The organism is Sorangium sp. So ce1153 (assembly GCF_051521595.1).
In the GTDB taxonomy this organism is placed as follows: Bacteria; Myxococcota_A; Polyangia; order Polyangiales; family Polyangiaceae; genus Sorangium.
In genome coordinates this window covers 2,063,880-2,080,452 of record NZ_CP150361.1, presented here as the reverse complement: position 1 = coordinate 2,080,452, position 16,573 = coordinate 2,063,880, and the positions used below count along the sequence as shown (strand labels likewise).

Sequence of the window (16,573 nt, the reverse complement as noted above, 5' to 3'; positions counted from 1 at the left end):
GGCGTCCGGTAAAGCCCATCCGCCCTTGCGAGGGGCGACGCTGTTGCCTCACCAGGCGAGGTGAGCCCTCCCGTCGAGGTACACGCGCTGCGCCTCCCCGAGGCCCGTCGACTCGCCTTCCACGGCGCGCAGGACGCCCGTCGCGGGGCCGAGCGTGACGTCGCGCCCCGCCTCGAAGCGCTGCGCCCGCACCAGGGCGCGGTACGCCTTGTCGAGCAGGAGCGCCCGCTCGCGCGACGGCGCCACGAGGTACGCGAGGTCGCGGTCGCCGCCGGGCGCGCCGCGCCGCACCTCCGCCTCGTCGAGCGCCCCGCCTGGGAAGAAGCGCGCGAGCATCTCCGCGTTCCCGCGGTAGTCGTCGGCCCCGCCCGCGCGGCGAAGGTACGTCAGCACCTCGGGCTCCGCATGGCCGGCCTGCGGCACGTCCGGCATGCCGCGCAGGTCCTGGTGCCGCCAGCCGGCGGCGCCGGGCACCTTGCGCGCCAGCGAGAAGGTGTGATCCACCGCGACGCCGACAGCGCCGTGGCACCCCATGCACGCGCGGTGCTCCTCCGCCGTCTGCAGCCGCAGCCGGCCCTGCTCGTCCTCGATGAACCCCTGGATCTGCCAGCCGAACGCGTTGCGCAGGCCGACCTCGGGCCCGCCAGCGTGGAACGGCGGCTGCCCCTCCTCCTTCTCCTGGGCCTCGCGCTCGTACGCGCGCGCGATCGCCCAGTCGTCCGGCTCATCGACCTTGCGCGCGTAGCGCAGCTCCTTCATCCGCGCCGAGAGCAACGCCGGGCGATCCGGATCGAGGTACCGCACCGAGTGCAGGAGCTCCGTCCCGCGCGGGTAGATCCACGCGCGCAGCGCGACGCCGGCCGCCGCGCCGGCGTACCGCGCGGGCAGGCGGACGACGCGCGTCACCGCCGGCTCGAGCGCGCCGTCGCCGTCGAGATCGAAGCCGGCGAGCAGCTCGCTCACCGGCTCGACCTCCCGCCCCGCCGGGGCGCCCGCAGGCCCCGCCTCGCCGTCGCCGACCCGGGAGGGCAGCGGCGACGGCGACGCGATCGCCGCCTCGAGCAGCGCCAGGTTCAGCTTGTAGACCTCGCGCGACGGCGCCCCGGAGGCGTCCGCGCGGAACGCGGCCGGTAGCCGGATGAACACGTCGCCGGCGCTGCCGTTCGTCGGCCAGAAGCTCCCCGGGAACGGCTTGTACCGCACCGCCCGGAAGCCGCTCCCGTCGCGCGCGAAGCCCTCGTCGTCGAGGCCGGCCTCGAGGTCGAGATCCGGCACGTACCCCGGGTAATCAGGCCGCGCCGCGAGCGCCCGGCGCAGCGGCGCGTAGTTGTCCTGCCGGATGTACTCGAGGATCTCGGCGTCGCTCGTCCGCGCGGCGACCGCCGAGAGGTCCTCGAGCAGGTTGGTCCAGGGGTTCCTCCGCGCCGCGTCCGAGAAGGTGTACTCGCGCTGGAGGTCGTGATCGGCGAGCGTGTTCGGGCCGATCCCGATCGTGTGGCACGTCCAGCAGCCGTTCGCGCCGCCGGCCGTGGACGCGTAACACATCGGCGGGATCGACGCCTCGGGGTTGCCCGCGTGCCCGGCGCGCGCGGCCGCGGTGGCGAGCGGGTCGTAGTCGCCCCCGCCGCAGCGCGCGGCCGCGGCGAGGACGGCGGACAGCGCCGCGACAGCCAGAGGTACGGAGAGCAGGCGCTCGCGGCGAGCAGGCACGGAGATCACTCGGGCAGGAAGGTGACCGCGATCACGCTCGACAGGGCGCCATCGCCGCTCGGCCAGGTGCTGTAGGCGTTCTCGCCCGGGTGCTGCACGGACACGAAGAGCGTGCCCATGTCGGGCGTGAAGGACGGGCCCGTCGCCTCCGCGTCGCTCGGCAGCGCCAGGACGCGGAACGCCTTGCCGAAGCTCGGCTGGGTCACGTCCGGCTGGCCCTCGCGGTGGGCGGGGTCGAGATCGAGGTAGTAGAAAGCGTCCGCGTGGGAGGCCACGCCGAAGTTGCCGTCGGTGCCGAACCACACGCCGCCCTCGCGGTCGAGGAGCAGGTTGTCCGGGCAGGAGGCGTCGAAATCGCCCTGCGCCTTCGAGCCGTGCCACACCTCGAAGTACCGGAACGTGGCGGACGCGCCCGGGCTCGCGGGGTCGGCCTCCTCCAGGGCGAAGATCGAGCCCACGGCGTCGGCGCGCTTCGGGGACACGGTCGCGTGCGTCGCCGGATCGTGGAGCTTGCCCTGCTGATCGAGCGCCGTCTGCCCCGTGTGGTTGGTGAACGTCACGTAGACCCGCGGCGTGCCGCTCGGGTCGCGCGGGTTCCACTCGATGTCCTCGGGCCGGTTCAGCTCCATGATCCCGAGCTTGTTGCTCACCGTGAACAGCGCGCGCCAGACGTCGTGATCCGCCTCGAAGCCGCCGATCCCGTTCCAGCTCACGTCGCGCAGCGCGGCGCCGACCGTCTTTGTGGCGTCGCCGAGCGCGGCCGCGTTCGGCGCGATGGCGGCGCTCTCCACCGAGAGCTCGATCCACTGCCCCGCGCCGGGGGCCGCCTCGGTCGGGGCCGCGCCGGTCGCGACGAGGGTGTTGCCGGTCGTGTTGTCGAGCCCCGCGAAATGCGCCGCGTAGAGCTTGCCGTCGTCGAGCAGCGCGCGGATCTCCGCCCTCGCCATCCCGGCCGTGTACTTGCCGGCCGTCACGTACTTGTAGATGCGACCGCCGCGGCGATCGTCGGTCCCGTAGATCACGATCGGCTTGTCCGGCAGGAGCTTCCAGTCGCCGTCGACCGCGAACGTCGCGGCCTCCCAGCGGGCGCGGCCCATGAAGCCGAACTTCTTGTGACCCGTGCCCGCCTCCGTCGCGCCGTCGTACTCGCCCGCGGGCTTCCCGGGGTCGATCTCGGTGAGGTAGCCGTAGTGGTCGCGGGGCTGCTGGCCGTTCGGATCGGAGATGCGCCCGAACTCCGCGGTGGCGCTCGCCTCGAAGACCGGGCTCACCGGCTCGCCCGGGTCGAAGCCCCGCCCGGTCAGGAATTTCTGATCGCCGGACCAGCTCGCCTCGAGGTCGCCGTAGTAGTCCTGCACGTTCTCCTCGGCGGTGATCACCGTGCCCCAGGGCGTCTGCCCGCCGGCGCAGTCGCCCATGATGCCGGCCACGATCCCCTCGGGGAGCGGCGCGCCGGTCGTGTCGTCCCTGGCCGGGCTCGAGAGCTGGTGCCCCGCGATCCGGCTCCGCGTCTTGCTGGTCGCGTCGTAGCGAACGGCGGTCGCGCTCCGGTCGACCGACCACGCGCCGGTCGCGGGGTCCTGCACGGCCCGGAGCCAGGAGCCGCCGACCTCCCTCTTTTCCCAGCGGATGTACGTGTCGACGTCCTCCTGCGACCAGACGTTCGCCTCGACGTCGTTCGTGAGGACGCCGAGCCTGCGCAGGTGCCGGGCCAGCGTGAGGTGCTGCCCGGTCGGCGCGGAGGTGGTCGTGGGGCTCTTCCCCGAGACGTACTCGTGGTTGACCCAGAGCCAGCCCGCGTCGCCGGAGCCGTTCCACTGCGGCGCATTGCCCGCGGTGGCGGACCACCCCTCGCCGAAGAAGGCGGTGTAGTCGTTGTTGGCGCCGAACCGGGGCGCGTCCGGCGCGGTGCTGAAGGTCAGCGGGTCGAGCCAGGTCACGAGGACGTCGGAGCGCACGCCCGCGAGCGCCCGGATGGTGTCGGTCGCGGCCGCGCGGAGCGGGAACTGCTCGCCCTGCGGCAAGGTGCCGGTGGCGAACATCTCCGCGCGCTCCCTCACGTAGCCCGCGAGGCTCGCGGCGCTGGTCCGCGGCGGCGCGTCCTCGCCGGGATCGCCCTTCGGCCCGGGCTGCCCTTCCGCGCCCGGCGCGCCTTCCTCACCGGGCCGCCCGTCCGCGCCCGGCTGCCCGTCCGCGCCCGGCTGCCCTTCCGCGCCCGGCGCGCCCTCCTTGCCGGGCGTGCCTTCCTTGCCAGGCGCGCCCTGCGCTCCGTTCTCGCCCCCGCCGCAACCGCTCCCGAGGGCGGCGAGGCCGCCCGCGAGCACCAGAACCAACGCCGACCTCTGGGTCCGCCTCATCCTCATTGCATCTTCTCCGCCGGGTGATTGGCCGGAGACGATGCCTCCTGACGGTGGCGCCCCGATGCGCCGCGCGCGACGAGTTCTTGTCAGACGCCGCGCGGATCACGCGCGCGCGCAGTCACCGCCGTCACCGCCGTCACCGCCGCGCGCGAGCCACCGAACAGCGCGATCGCGGCGGGATAGAAAGCGAGATCACCGCCGCGAGGGAAGCGGGATCACCGCCGCCGGGCGCCGCGCTACTCGTCGTCGTCGTCGGGCACGACGACGTCTTGATCGAAGCGCGCGCGCGCCTCGAGCAGCTCCTTGTCGGAGATCCAGGTGCGCTCGCAGCCCTGGAGCGGCGCGACCTGGTAGACGTCCTTGCGCTGCTCGCCGTGTCCGTCGTCGAGGACACGGACTACCTCGTGATGGAGCCCGCAGGAGGGGCAGAGCGCTCGCATGAGGGGTCACTATAGTGCGAGCGCGCTGGGTGCAAGGCCCTCCCCGCCGCCGGGCGGCGGCGAGGAAGGTCAGCGCGTGCGGAGGGGGAGAGGCGGGGCGAGAGGGGGGAGAGGCGGGAAGGGCGACCGGCTCAGGCCGTGGCGCGGACGCCGGCGGCGGAGGTCTCCTTCTCGCCCGACTTGATCCGCATCCCGTAGAAGGAGCGGTACACGAACACCATCGAGAGCACGAAGAAGATCGCCGCGAGCACGAGGCTCGTCGTGCGGTCGATCTCGATCGCCAGCTCGACCGCGAGGAGGCCGAACAGGGTCGTGAACTTGATGATGGGGTTCATCGCGACGGACGAGGTGTCCTTGAAGGGGTCGCCCACGGTGTCGCCGACGACCGTCGCCGCGTGGAGCGGCGTGCCCTTCTCCTTCAGCTCCACCTCGACGAGCTTCTTCGCGTTGTCCCAGGCTCCGCCGGCGTTCGCCATGAAGATCGCCTGGTAGAGCCCGAAGAGCGCGATGCTGATGAGGTAGCCGATGAAGAAGAACGGCTCGAGGCAGGCGAAGGCGAGCGTCGAGAAGAAGACGCCGAGGAAGATGTTGAACATCCCCCGCTGCGCGTACTGCGTGCAGATCTCGACGACCTTCTTGCTGTCCGAGATCGAGGCCTTCTCCACGCCATCGAGGCGGATGTTCGCCTTGATGAACTCGACCGCGCGGTAAGCGCCGGTCGAGACCGCCTGGGTCGACGCGCCGGTGAACCAGTAGATCACCGCGCCGCCCGTCACGAGGCCGAGCAGGAACGGCGGGTGGAGCGGCGAGAGCAGCCCCATCACCGCGGTCAGCCGCTGCGCGGGCGAGAGCGCCGCCGCGCCCTCCACGTGCTGGCTGAGCACGACGATGATCGAGAAGATCAGCGTCGTGGCGCCGACGACCGCCGTGCCGATGAGCACCGGCTTCGCCGTCGCCTTGAAGGTGTTGCCCGCGCCGTCGTTCTCCTCGAGGTAGTGCTTGGCCTTCTCGAAGTTCGGGGTGAAGCCGAAGTCCTTCTTCAGCTCGGCCTCGACGTTGGGGACGTTCTCGATGAGCGAGAGCTCGTAGACCGACTGCGCGTTGTCGGTCACCGGGCCGTACGAGTCGACCGCGATGGTCACCGGGCCCATGCCGAGGAAGCCGAACGCCACGAGGCCGAAGGCGAAGACGCTCTCGGCGATCATGAGCTGCCCGAGGCCCTGGCCGGCGAAGAAGTACGAGATGCCCATCAGCACGACGAGCACGATGCCCATCCAGTACGCGCTGAAGTTGCCGGCGGTCAGGCCCGAGAGCACGTTCAGCGAGGCGCCGCCCTCGCGCGACGCGGTCACGACCTCGCGGACGTGGCGCGACTCGGTCGAGGTGAAGATCTTGATCATCTCCGGGATGATGGCGCCCGCCAGGGTGCCGCAGGTGATGATCGAGGAGAGCTTCCACCAGAGCGTCGTGTCGCCCCCGAGGTTCGGGATCATGAACGCCGAGACGGCGTAGGTGAGCGCGACCGACACGATCGAGGTCAGCCAGACGAGGCGCGTCAGGGGGGCCTCGAAGTTCATCTTGTCCGCGTTGGCGTAGGACGCCGACGCGATCGCCTCGTTGATCAGGTACGAGCCGATGCTCGCGAGGACCATCACGATGCGCATCACGAAGATCCAGACGAGCAGCTGGACCTGGACGGCCTGGTCGGGGACGGCGAGGAGGATGAACGAGATGAGCGCGACGCCGGTGACGCCGTAGGTCTCGAAGCCGTCGGCGCTCGGGCCGACCGAGTCGCCGGCGTTGTCGCCGGTGCAGTCGGCGATGACGCCCGGGTTGCGCGCGTCGTCTTCCTTGATGTTGAAGACGATCTTCATGAGGTCGGAGCCGATGTCGGCGATCTTCGTGAAGATGCCGCCCGCGATGCGGAGCGCGGAGGCGCCGAGCGACTCGCCGATGGCGAAGCCGATGAAGCACGGACCGGCGTAGTCGGCGGGGATGAAGAGCAGGATCATCAGCATGAGCATGAGCTCGGTGCTGATGAGGACCGCGCCGATGCTCATCCCGGCCTTGAGCGGGATGGCGTACGTCGGGAACGGCTTGCCCTTGAGGCTCGCGAACGCGGCGCGCGAGTTCGCGAACGTGTTGATGCGCATGCCGAACCACGCCACGCCGCAGCTGCCGGCGATGCCGACGAGGCTGGCCAGCAGGATGACCAGGACCTTCGTGGCCTCCATGTGGCGCAGCACGCCGAAGTAGAGGACCATGACCGCGCCGATCAGGACCTCGAGGACCAGGATGAACTTGAACTGCGTGACGAGGTACGTCTTGCAGGTCTCGTAGATGAGCTCCGAGATCTCCCGCATCGCGCGGTGGACGGGGAGCTTGTTCAGCTGCGAGAAGGTGAGGATCCCGAACACGAAGCCGAGCACGCAGACGCCGATGCCGGCCAGGAGGAGCGTGCGGCCGTCGATGCCGCCGAACGACTGGGAACCCAGGTCGGGGAGGACTAGATCAGATTCACTGGCGCTGGCGAGCCCGCCGCTGAGCAGCAGGGCGAGCGCAGCGAGCCCGGCCAGCAGCGGTGCAAGCCAGGCCTTTTGAGACCGGATGACGTTCATGGACGGTGTGCCTCCATCGCAAGTACCGAGGCGGAGGACGGCGCCGTCGCCGCCCGCTGCTTCGTGGTTCCGAGGGGTTGGCCGCCTGCGTAAAGGGGAAGGGGAACCGGCGCGCTGCCGGATGGGTTCTTGCTCTAACGCCGACGCTTCAGCACAGCCTCGCCCCTCAGCGACCGGCGGTGTCGGGATGCCCGGGATTGCCGGGTAAGCCGCCACCGAGACCGGGACCGCCGAGGCGCGCGCTAGCTACCATGCGTGGCAGACGCCGTCGAGAGGGTGCGAGGCGCGCGCATGACGAGCGTCCTTGTCAGCGCCGCTGCGTCAGGAGATCGCGTAGGGAGATCGCGTAGATGCGCGGGAAGGAAAATTGGAGAAGAGCGCGCATTGCCGCGCTCTTCCATGAATTGTCGTGTTCAGTTGCGCTCGGTCGCGTTCTGTCGCCGGTCGGAGCCGGAGAGGCGCTGATCGGAGCCCGAGTCGGCGTTGGGGCTGGCGTGCGAGGTGAGGAGCTCCGCCACGAGATCCCGACACTCCGGCTTGTTCCGGAGGTGGCTGAGGAGCAGGTTCGACGCCTCGCTGAAGGACTTCTCGTAGGCGAGGCCCTCGCGCGTGCGCGCCGCGACGCGCTCGCGCCCCTGCGCGAGGTCCTCCTCGAGGGCCTCGGCGTAGCGGGCGAGCTGGGCGCGGAGCTCGTCGATCTGGCGGCGCAGGTCGCGCGCGTTCGCCTCGCGCGCGTTCTTCTTGTGCTCGTAGCGCCCGAGCTGCTCGCGCTTCGCCTGCGCTGTCGCGCCGGCCGCGCCCGCGCGCTCGTAGACGAGCGGATCGTGGTTGCCCTGGCGCGCCGCCCCGTCGGCGAGCTGGCGCGCGGAGAGCGCGAGCTTCTCGGCGGCGGCGAGCTCCACGCGGACCTTCTCGACGTCCTCGCCGTCGGCCATCGCCTCGCGCATCACGCGCGACTCCTCGTGCGCGAGCTCCTCGACCTTGCGGCCGATCTCGGCGCGCAGCGCGCGGCCGCGGCGCTCGAGCGCCTCGAGCTTGCGGGTGAGGCTCGCGACCTCGCCCTCGAGCTTGTTGGCGCGCGCGGCGAGATCCCAGGCCTGCGCGAGGCCGTTCTGCACCTCCTGCGGCACCTGCCCGGACGGGTAGGCGCGGGAGACCATGCGCGAGAAGAGCGCGGCGCGGCTGGCCCACTCGATGACGCCCGCGCTCTGCGGCGGCGGCGGCGGCGGCGGCAGCGGCACGCCCTCGCCCCCCTCGACCTCCCAGGCGTGGGCCGGGAGCCCGCGCTGGAGCGCCTTCAGCTCCTCCTGGAGGTGGTGGGCGTCGCGGTAGCGCTTGCGGATGTCCTTCTCGAGCAGGCGCAGCACGATCGACTCGCCCTGCGCGTGCGCGTCGGGGCGGATCGAGCGGGGGCGCGGCGGCGCGTGGGTCCGCTGCATCTCGAGGAGGGTGTCGCGGTCGTTCGCGCGGAAGGGGAGCTGCCCGGTGAGCATCTCGAAGAAGAGCACGCCGAGCGCGTAGAGGTCCGACTGCGCCGTCGCCTCCTCGCCGCGGGCCTGCTCCGGGGACATGTACTCGGGCGTCCCGAAGACCGCGCCCTTCGGGGCGAGGCGCGGGTCGCGCGCGATGGCGGCGAGGCCGAAGTCGAGGATCTTGACGAAGTCCTTCCGACCGCCGCGGTGGGTGAGCAGGATGTTGTCGCTCTTCAGGTCGCGGTGCACGACGCCGAGGTCGTGGGCGCGCGCGAGCGCGGCGCACATCTGCTCGAGGATGTCCACCGATCGCGCGATCGGCATGGGGCCGCGCGCGAGCTCCGCCGAGAGCGGCGTGCCGACGAGGTACTCCATGACGAGATAGAGCTCGCCCTCCTCGGTCTCGCCGATGTCGTGGATATCGATGATGTGGGCGTGGTCAACGCGGTTTGCGGCGCGCGCCTCGCGCAGCATCCACGCGCGGAGATGGGTCTCTCCGCGGAGATCGGGCCGGATGAGCTTCAGGGCGACGACCCGGTCGATCAGCACGTGACGGGCGCGGTAAACGACGCCCATGCCGCCTTCGCCAAGCCGTGCCTCGAGCCGGTACCGGCCGGCCACGACCTTCCCGATCAACGGATCGGTGCTCGAAGCCTTGGGACCTGCCGGTCGCTGAATCGCGCGCTCCATGGTGCCTTCGTTTCTCCTCAGCGCTCCCCGGAAGTGCGTTTCGCTTGTCTCAGGGGCCTTATTGCGCTGTGCGGTGAGTCGGATCGCTCGCTGAAGGTATCCGGTTTGAAACAGCCGGTCTACGGGCCCGCGATCGGATGGAGAGGAATCTGGGGCGCGCTCCACGTTGGCGGTGGGGTGGGAGACCCGCGCCGATTGCGCGCTCGTCAAGCCAGCGCCGACCGCGCTGGCGGGCAAGCCGGCGCGGACGACCGCGCTGGCGGGGGCGCATCGGCTTGCAGGCGGGCGCTCCCCGGGCGAGGATCGAGGGGTAGGCGGCAGACGAAGCGCGCGCCGTGGACCGAGGCAGGCTCGCCGCGGCGCGGGCCGGCGCCGCGGCCGTCCTCTGCCGGCGCGAGGGAGAGCGTGCCGCCGTGCCGACGGACGATGTCCGTCGAGATCGAGAGCCCGAGGCCGGTCCCCTGCCCCCGCGGCTTCGTGGTGAAGAACGGGTCGAAGATGCGCTGCGCGAGGTCGGGCGGCACGCCGGGGCCGCTGTCGGCGATCGCGACGGCCGCCATGTCCTCGTCGACCCAGGTCTCGACGCAGATCGCCGGCGCGCCGGGCGGGCGCGGCGCCGCGCCGGCCTCGCCGGCCGGGGCGGAGGGCGGCGCGGCGGGGGACGGCGACGGCGGCGCGGGCGGCGCGGTGGATGTTTCCTCCAACGCCTGGATGGCGTTCACGAGGAGATTCATGAACACCTGGTTGATCTCGCCGCCCCGGCAGGTGACCGGCGGCAGCTCGCCGTAGCGCCTGATCACCTCGATGCGCGCCTGCCGGAGCCGCGGGCCGAGCAGCAAGAGCGTCTCCTCGAGCCCGGCGTGCAGGTCGACGGGCAGCGGCTCGCCCGAGACGCGCGAGAAGCTCTTCAGGTTGGTGACGATGCGGACGCTGCGCTCGACCGCCCGGTGGACGACGGTCGAGATGCCGACGAGATCGTCGAGCGCGGCGTCGGCCTGGAGCCGCTCGCGGAGCGCCGCGAGGGCGCGGCGGCGGTCCTCCGGCAGCTCGCGCTCGGCGGCCCGGTAGGCGTCGAGGACGGCGCGGAGCTCGGCGGCGCGCTCCTCGATCGGCTGGGCGGCGCCGGCGATGGCGTTCAGGGGGTTGTAGATCTCGTGGGCGACGCCGGCGACGAGCTCGCCGATGGAGGCGAGCCGCTCGCCCTGGATGAGCGCGGCCTGCGTCCGCCGGAGCTCGGAGAGCGCGCGCGTGAGCTCCGCGGTGCGCGCGGCGACGTTCTCCTCGAGGCCGGCGCGCTCGCCCTCGAGCTCGGCGATCGTGCGGGACAGCGCCTGCCGCATGCGCTCGACGCTCTCGCCGAGGCCCACGACCTCCCTCGGCCCGGAGAGCCGCGGCACCACGGCGTCGAGCTCGCCGCGCGCGACCTCGTCGGCGGCGCGGGCGAGCTGCGCCATGGGCCGCGAGAGCTCGCGCGCCGCGCGCGCGACGACGCCGAGGGCGGCGAGCACGAGGAGCGAGAACGAGGCGAAGAGGGCGGTGACGGCGTTGAAGTCCTCGTTGAACGACGAGCCGGTCGCGAGGGCGCGGTAGAGGCCGATGGAGGAGAAGAGCGAGAGGAGCCCGGTGAACAGGAGCGGCAGCCCGAAGTCGCGGAGCATGCGCCGCCGGAGGGGCATCGGGGGCGCGCCGCCGCGCTCGGGCGCGCCCGTCCACGCGCGCAGGAGGTCGACGGCCCGCGCGACAGAGTCCTTGTGCCACGCGCGCTGGTAGAACGAGACGCCGAAGCCGAAGAGGGCGCCGAAGCCGAGCTGCATGAGCGCGTCGGCGTGACCGAAGGCGGCGCCGGGGCGCACGTAGGCGATGCCGATCGCGGTGCACGCGAGCCACAGCGCGAAGTTGAGGTAGGCGAGCACGTCGGGGAGCCGCTCCGCGCGGGCGAGGCCGCGGCCGAGCAGCGCGCGGTCGCCGGACGGGCCGGCCTCGAGGGCGGCGACGATCGCGCCCGTGGCGGGGCGCACGGCGAGGGTGAAGCCGAGGGTGCCGGAGAGCGCGAGGAGCGGGACGACCTCGAACCACGCATGGAACACGAGCTGGCTCTGGGTGCGGAGGAACGCGACGGAGAAGAGCAGCATCACGTGGCCGCCGACGATGCCCGCGGCGGTCGCCGACTCCGCGAGCCTCGGCCGGAGCGCCGCGGCGAGGGCGCGCGCGGAGGCGGCCTCGGAGGCGCCGCCGTCGGGCGCGTCCGCGCGGAGCACGGCGCGGTAGATGGCGCGGCGCATGCCGCCGGCCATGACGCCGAAGGCGACGGCGGTGACCAGGAGGCCGAGCCACGCGGGCGGGGTCGCGTGGCCGATCCCGAGCGGGCTGGGCCACGACGGGGGCGCGGCGGGGGCGCCCCGCCCGGCGAGGGGCAGGACCGCGAGCGGCCACGAGAGGGTCCGGATCGCCGCCGCGATGGCGAAGCCGCGGTCGCCGAGCCGGACGAGCACGCCCGAGAGCGCGGCCGAGAGGGCCATCGAGGCGAGCAGGAGGATGGCCGGCCATGGAGTGGTGAGGGCCGCCGGGACGACCGCCGAGAGGAACAGGAGCGCGGAGAACAGCTCCCAGCCGTTCGCGACGAGCTCCGCGCGGGCGCGCGGCGTGCGGAGCAGGGAGAGCGGGGGCGAGGGCACGGGCGGGCGGGCATGGAAGCCCAGGGGCCGCGCCCTCGCAATGGCGCGCGGCGGCTGCGGGCGAGCTCGCGGCCGGCTGGCTCACGGAGGGCTCACGGATGGCTGAAGGCTGGCTCACGGAGGCGGTCGAGCGCCGCCGCCGCGCGCCGTGGTGCGTCACCGGCCGGAGAGGCGCACGCCCGGGAGGACCTTGCGGCGCTCGACGACCTCCTCGAGCGCGTCGGCGTCGATCAGGAGGTGCGCGCGCAGGCTGCCCTCGATCGCCGAGAACGCCTTGCCCTGGTACCGCACCTCGCCGCCGGGCCCGGCCGCGAGCCAGTAGTTGCCGCCGGGGGCGCCGCCCTCGGGGGGCGCGAGCGGAACGGCGAGGAGGGGCCCCGCGTTGCCGGGGAACGGATCGGGCGGGGTCGCGAAGCCGGGGAACGACGGCGCGGGCGCGGAGGGCTCGGGCGCGGCGGAGAAAGCGAGCGACGCGCCGGGCTCGAAGCTCACCGAGAGGACACCCGCGCGCGCGTCGACGACGACGCCTGGGGTGCGCTCCTCGACGACGACCTCCTCGATGACCTTCCCCGAGACGAGCAGGAGCTGGTGGCTGCTCGTGATCTGCGAGCGCTCGGACGTGAGCTCGCGGCGCAGCGCGACCTCGTGCGAGAGGTAGAACTGGAGGTTCTTCACGTCCCTGTCGGTCAGGTCGTGCTGCACCCGGAGCTCGTGCGTGAACGGGACGAGGCGAGGGCCGCAGCCGGTGAGGAAGAGGCAGACGGTGGCAAGCGCGAGGAGCGGGACGAGCGCCGCGGCGGTCGCCGGGCGACGCCGCGCGGCGTGCCGCGGGGCGGCGTTGATCGAGCGGACACGGAGCAGCATGGGGGCCCTCGTGGAAGCGCCGCGGCACGAGCGCTGCGGGCGCACCTTCTCGCAACGGGTCGGCCGCGCTGACCTTACAGCGTGAGCTCGTGCGGCGGCTCGCGGCCTGCCACTCGTCGTGGCCTGCCGCTCGGGCGAGGACAGCGTGGCGGTGTCAGCGATCCGGAAGGGCCATGCCCGAAATCGTCGCGAGCGCCCGGACGAGCTTGTCAAAGCTGTCGGAGCGACTGCGCACGAGGGCGATGTCGATCTTCCGCGTCTCGCTCAGCTGATGCGTCGTCGGCAGGTAGCCCGGAACGAGCTTCTCCAGCGCCTCCTTGGCGCCGCGCTTTCTCTCCGGCGTGCGTACGCCAGCCCGCCGCACCGCCTCCTCCGCGAAGTTGAGGAGCAACCACGTCTCGTACTCATAAACGGCCATGACTGCATCGCCGGGCATGAGCCCCTTGACCACGCGCGCCGCGTCGGGGCCCCACGTCGCGGGGCAATCGTCGTCCGCATCGCACAGAACGAGCACGGCGTCGGCGTTCCGGGTCTGCCGCGCGAGCAGCACGGCGCGGCGCACGCCATCGGCGTGACAGAGGCGCAGCGGGCTCTTGCGCGTCCCGTCCACAAGCTTGCCACGAGGTTGCCGGATCGGATCCTGATCGACGATCCACGCAATGTCTCCGAGGTGCAGGCGGAGAATCCGCATGCAGAGGTTCGGGATGGCGGCGACCTCGCCCTTGCCCTCGACGATGCAGACGAGCCGCTTCACGAGCGCCGCTCAGAGCTGTACGGTCGCAGGTTCTTCCCCCTCGATCCGCAGCGGCTCAGAACGCATCAGCTCGGCGACGGAGAACAGCCCCTGTCGTACGACCTCGCGCTGCGCCGAGGAGAGCGGACCGATCTGCGTCACGCCGTCACGGTACGAGCACACGAGGATCTCCTCTTCGCGAGCGGCGTCGAGCAGGTCGGCGCTGTGCGTCGTGATCAGCAGGGAGCCCCTGGTCGACGCGTCCTTGAGCACGTCGAAGAGCAGCTGGGCCGCTCCGACGTGGATCGCAACCTCGGGCTCCTCGATGATCAAGAGCTCGTCCCCGGTCATCTGCTGGGCAGCGACAAGGATGCCGAGCGCACGCAGGGCGCCTTCCGACATCTCGCTCGCCGAGAACCGCGCCACGCGCCCTCGAGGCTGGCGCTGCTCGAACTTGAGGAGCAGGAATCGATCGAACGCCTCCACGGCGATGCGCAAGAGGTCCGGGATGATCCGCTGCATGGCGGCGAGGACGCGCACCTGTCCTTCGGCATCGAGGCTCCGGAGCGCCACGGCGATGTTGCTTCCCGACTCGTCCAGGCGCGTGTTCTCGGTCGCGACCTGCGGCTTTCGCATCGCCTCGGCGTCGAGTCGGATCCGCGAGACGTTCCGGAGCTCTGTGGACCTGGCGACGTCGAAGAGCTGGCGCGCGAACACCATGGCGCTCGCGGTCTCGCTGAGCCTGGGGGCGCTCTCGCTCGAAATCACGCGCCTCCCCGGCTCGGTCTCCACTTCCAGCCCCTCGGGCGTCCGCTCGACCGAGAGCACCGGCGCGCCTCGGGCGAAGAGCTCGATCGTCTCGCTGTGGAACGCCCAGGCTCCGTCGCCCTTCGCGCGGATCGTGAACCGGTGACGCAGGTAGTCCGTCTCCAGGGCCGAGCGCGATGGTGCGGCGCGGACGTCCACCTGCACCTCGGCTCGGTCATCCTCCTCCGTCGGCTGCCAGCGCATGATGCCGGCGAGGCCGCCGCGCCTCTCGATCGCGGTCGCGGCGTCCGTCGCGACGTCGCGCGCGAACACGATCGCGTCCGCGAAGTTGGACTTACCGCTGCCGTTCGGGCCGACGAGCACCGTGAAGGGGGCCAGATCGACGCTGGCCTGCGCGATGCTGCGGTAGTTCCTTAACTCGACGCGCCGCCACATCTGCACCGGGGCTTCGTCGCTTGGCGGCGCGCCGCCGTCGACGTACCGGCGCACTGCCAGGCTGAACCCGTTCATCCCGATCTCGTCGACGTCGACGAGGCGCGCATACCCGGGGACATCGCTGGCCGACCGGAAGGTCGTCACGACCTTCGTCACGTCCTCGGGCCGGAGCCGGTTGCTTGTCCTCTCCTTCTGGAACCCTCGCGAGGCATCGATGAAGAGCACCTTTCGCTTTCTCGACGCCGGCCTGTCGCGGCTCATTACGAGGAGCGCGGCGGGAAACCTCGTCGCGGGGAGCAGGTTGGCCGGGAGCCCGACCACCGCGTCGAAGAGGTCGTGCTGCAGCATTCTCTCGCGGATTTCCCTCTCGGCTCCTCCGTCAAACAGCACGCCGCCGGGCGCCAGCATCGCCAGCACCCCCGAAGGGTCGAGGCTGGCGAGCATGTGCTGCAAGTACGCGAAATAAATTCGATTTCCTACAGGTACGCCGTACCGCGAGCTCGCACCACGGTCGCGCTCCGCCACGTCATGCCCCCACCACGTGAGGCCGATCGGCGGAACGCAGAGGACGCGGTCGTGAGTCACGAGATGACCGTCCGCGGTGATGCGTGGATCGCGAAGCGCGTCGCCCCTGTCGATCTGTGCGTCCGGCAGACCGGCCAGGAGCATGTTGATCCTGGCGAGCGTCCAGGCTTCGACGCTCTCTTCCTGACCGCGGAGCGAGAGGCTTCGCCCGTCTCCGCCGCGGCGCTCGACGTATGTCGCGCACGCGATCAGCGAGGTGCCGTAGCCACACGCCGGATCGTAGATGCGCATCCCCTCGGAGGGGGCGAGCAGCTCCGCCATCAGCTCCGCGACCGCGCTCGTGGGGTGGGGCGCACCGACGCGCCTGGCGTCCCGGAGGTCCACCTCCTCGAGGAACATCTGGAAGGCACGCCCCAGCACGTCGGGCGTCGCCAGATCTCCGTCTCGAAACGACATCCCTGAGAGGGGCCGGACGAGCTCATGGAGAAGACGAAGGCGCTCCGCGCGATCCCCGAAGCGTCGCTCGTCCGTGAAGTCAACCCAGGAGAGCACGCCCTGGAGAGCCGGATTGCTCTCCTCGAGCGCCACGCAGGCCCGGTTGAGCGCCAGGTCTACCGCCGGAAGGCTCGCTTCCACCGTCGCCCATCGCGCCTGGGCAGGCACCGCGATGTCGAACGTGGAGGGTTCCGCGTCGTTCAGACGCTTCAGGAGGAGCAGGACGGCGATCGTCAACCGATGCTGCCCGCTTGGACCGAGCGCGTGCCGGAGGAGTTTGTCTGCCTCCAGCAGGCAGCCCACGATCTGTTCCTTCGTAAGCCGACCTTCTCGCGCTCCGCTCCCCAGGCTGAGCTTGGACGCCGTTGCCCGCTGTGTACCCACGTGAACAAGCGCCGCTCTCTCAGGGGAGCGGTCCTCGAGCAGACGCGCGATGAAGAGGGCCTTGTCACGCCCCCGAACGTCAAGACCGAGCGCGCGGCACAGCTCTTTCAGCTCATCGATGCGCAGAGCGCGCAGCAGCTCGTCGAGCTGCAGCCCTGGCGCCGAGAGCATCGCGTCGATGATCGCGTCCTTCTTCCGCCGGTCGGGCAGGTCGACCCCGAAGCGATCGGCCAGGGCAGCGAGCTCGGCCCGGGGCAGCAGCAGCAAGACGTCGCGGGGCGTCGGCATGGCTGCGCGAACGATACACGCGCGTACCGCCGGTCGCGAGCCTGCCTCCTGCCGCCGCCGCTTCCGTAGCGAACGTCATCCCCTCGCCGCCTCGCGCACGCCACGGCCACGCGCTC

The 16,573-nt window shown here is 71.8% G+C and carries 10 protein-coding genes; 1 reads left to right on the top strand and 9 read right to left on the bottom strand.

Features of this window, described 5'->3' with window-relative positions; all coding sequences use genetic code 11:
* Positions 1-48: 48 nt before the first annotated feature.
* The 9 genes from WME85_RS07400 to WME85_RS07360 form a co-directional block, all read right to left on the bottom strand.
* On the bottom strand, positions 49-1,710 hold the full coding sequence (locus WME85_RS07400) for a hypothetical protein (RefSeq protein ID WP_437836490.1): 1,662 nt from the start codon (positions 1,708-1,710) through the stop codon (positions 49-51).
* A gap of 5 nt (positions 1,711-1,715) precedes the next feature.
* Positions 1,716-4,067, bottom strand: a complete 2,352-nt coding sequence (locus WME85_RS07395) for an alkaline phosphatase PhoX (protein WP_437836488.1) — start codon at positions 4,065-4,067, stop codon at positions 1,716-1,718.
* Positions 4,068-4,306: 239 nt separating this feature from the next.
* Entirely contained in the window at positions 4,307-4,510 is a 204-nt protein-coding gene (locus WME85_RS07390) for a hypothetical protein (RefSeq protein ID WP_061626777.1), read from the bottom strand.
* Positions 4,511-4,641: 131 nt separating this feature from the next.
* Positions 4,642-7,128, bottom strand: coding sequence for a sodium-translocating pyrophosphatase (locus tag WME85_RS07385; protein WP_437836485.1), 2,487 nt, complete (start codon positions 7,126-7,128; stop codon positions 4,642-4,644).
* A 413-nt stretch (positions 7,129-7,541) separates the two neighbouring features.
* Positions 7,542-9,290 carry a protein kinase domain-containing protein gene (locus WME85_RS07380; protein WP_437836483.1) on the bottom strand — a complete coding sequence of 583 codons (1,749 nt, stop codon included), beginning with the start codon at positions 9,288-9,290 and terminating at the stop codon, positions 7,542-7,544.
* A 206-nt stretch (positions 9,291-9,496) separates the two neighbouring features.
* A complete protein-coding gene (locus WME85_RS07375; protein ID WP_437836481.1) occupies positions 9,497-11,965 on the bottom strand; it encodes an ATP-binding protein in 2,469 nt (822 codons plus the stop codon).
* A 156-nt stretch (positions 11,966-12,121) separates the two neighbouring features.
* The gene (locus WME85_RS07370; protein WP_437836479.1) at positions 12,122-12,829 is read right to left on the bottom strand and encodes a DNA-directed RNA polymerase; all 708 of its coding nucleotides are present in this window, start codon (positions 12,827-12,829) and stop codon (positions 12,122-12,124) included.
* 154 nt (positions 12,830-12,983) lie between these two features.
* Positions 12,984-13,583, bottom strand: a complete 600-nt coding sequence (locus tag WME85_RS07365; RefSeq protein ID WP_437836478.1) for a DUF4276 family protein — start codon at positions 13,581-13,583, stop codon at positions 12,984-12,986.
* 9 nt (positions 13,584-13,592) lie between these two features.
* On the bottom strand, positions 13,593-15,746 hold the full coding sequence (locus WME85_RS07360; RefSeq protein ID WP_437836476.1) for an N-6 DNA methylase: 2,154 nt from the start codon (positions 15,744-15,746) through the stop codon (positions 13,593-13,595).
* 24 nt (positions 15,747-15,770) lie between these two features.
* Here WME85_RS07360 and WME85_RS07355 point away from each other — a divergent pair, with 24 nt between their 5' ends.
* Entirely contained in the window at positions 15,771-16,526 is a 756-nt protein-coding gene (locus WME85_RS07355; protein WP_437836474.1) for a hypothetical protein, read from the top strand.
* The last annotated feature ends 47 nt before the right edge of the window (positions 16,527-16,573 follow it).

Coding starts and splice junctions, on each gene's coding strand:
- WME85_RS07355 (WP_437836474.1), top strand. CDS start 15,771: ATGGAGAAGACGAAGGCGCTCCGCGCGATCCCCGAAGCGTCGCTCGTC.
- WME85_RS07390 (WP_061626777.1), bottom strand. CDS start 4,510: ATGCGAGCGCTCTGCCCCTCCTGCGGGCTCCATCACGAGGTAGTCCGT.
- WME85_RS07370 (WP_437836479.1), bottom strand. CDS start 12,829: ATGCTGCTCCGTGTCCGCTCGATCAACGCCGCCCCGCGGCACGCCGCG.
- WME85_RS07360 (WP_437836476.1), bottom strand. CDS start 15,746: ATGTCGTTTCGAGACGGAGATCTGGCGACGCCCGACGTGCTGGGGCGT.
- WME85_RS07395 (WP_437836488.1), bottom strand. CDS start 4,067: ATGAGGCGGACCCAGAGGTCGGCGTTGGTTCTGGTGCTCGCGGGCGGC.
- WME85_RS07385 (WP_437836485.1), bottom strand. CDS start 7,128: ATGAACGTCATCCGGTCTCAAAAGGCCTGGCTTGCACCGCTGCTGGCC.
- WME85_RS07380 (WP_437836483.1), bottom strand. CDS start 9,290: ATGGAGCGCGCGATTCAGCGACCGGCAGGTCCCAAGGCTTCGAGCACC.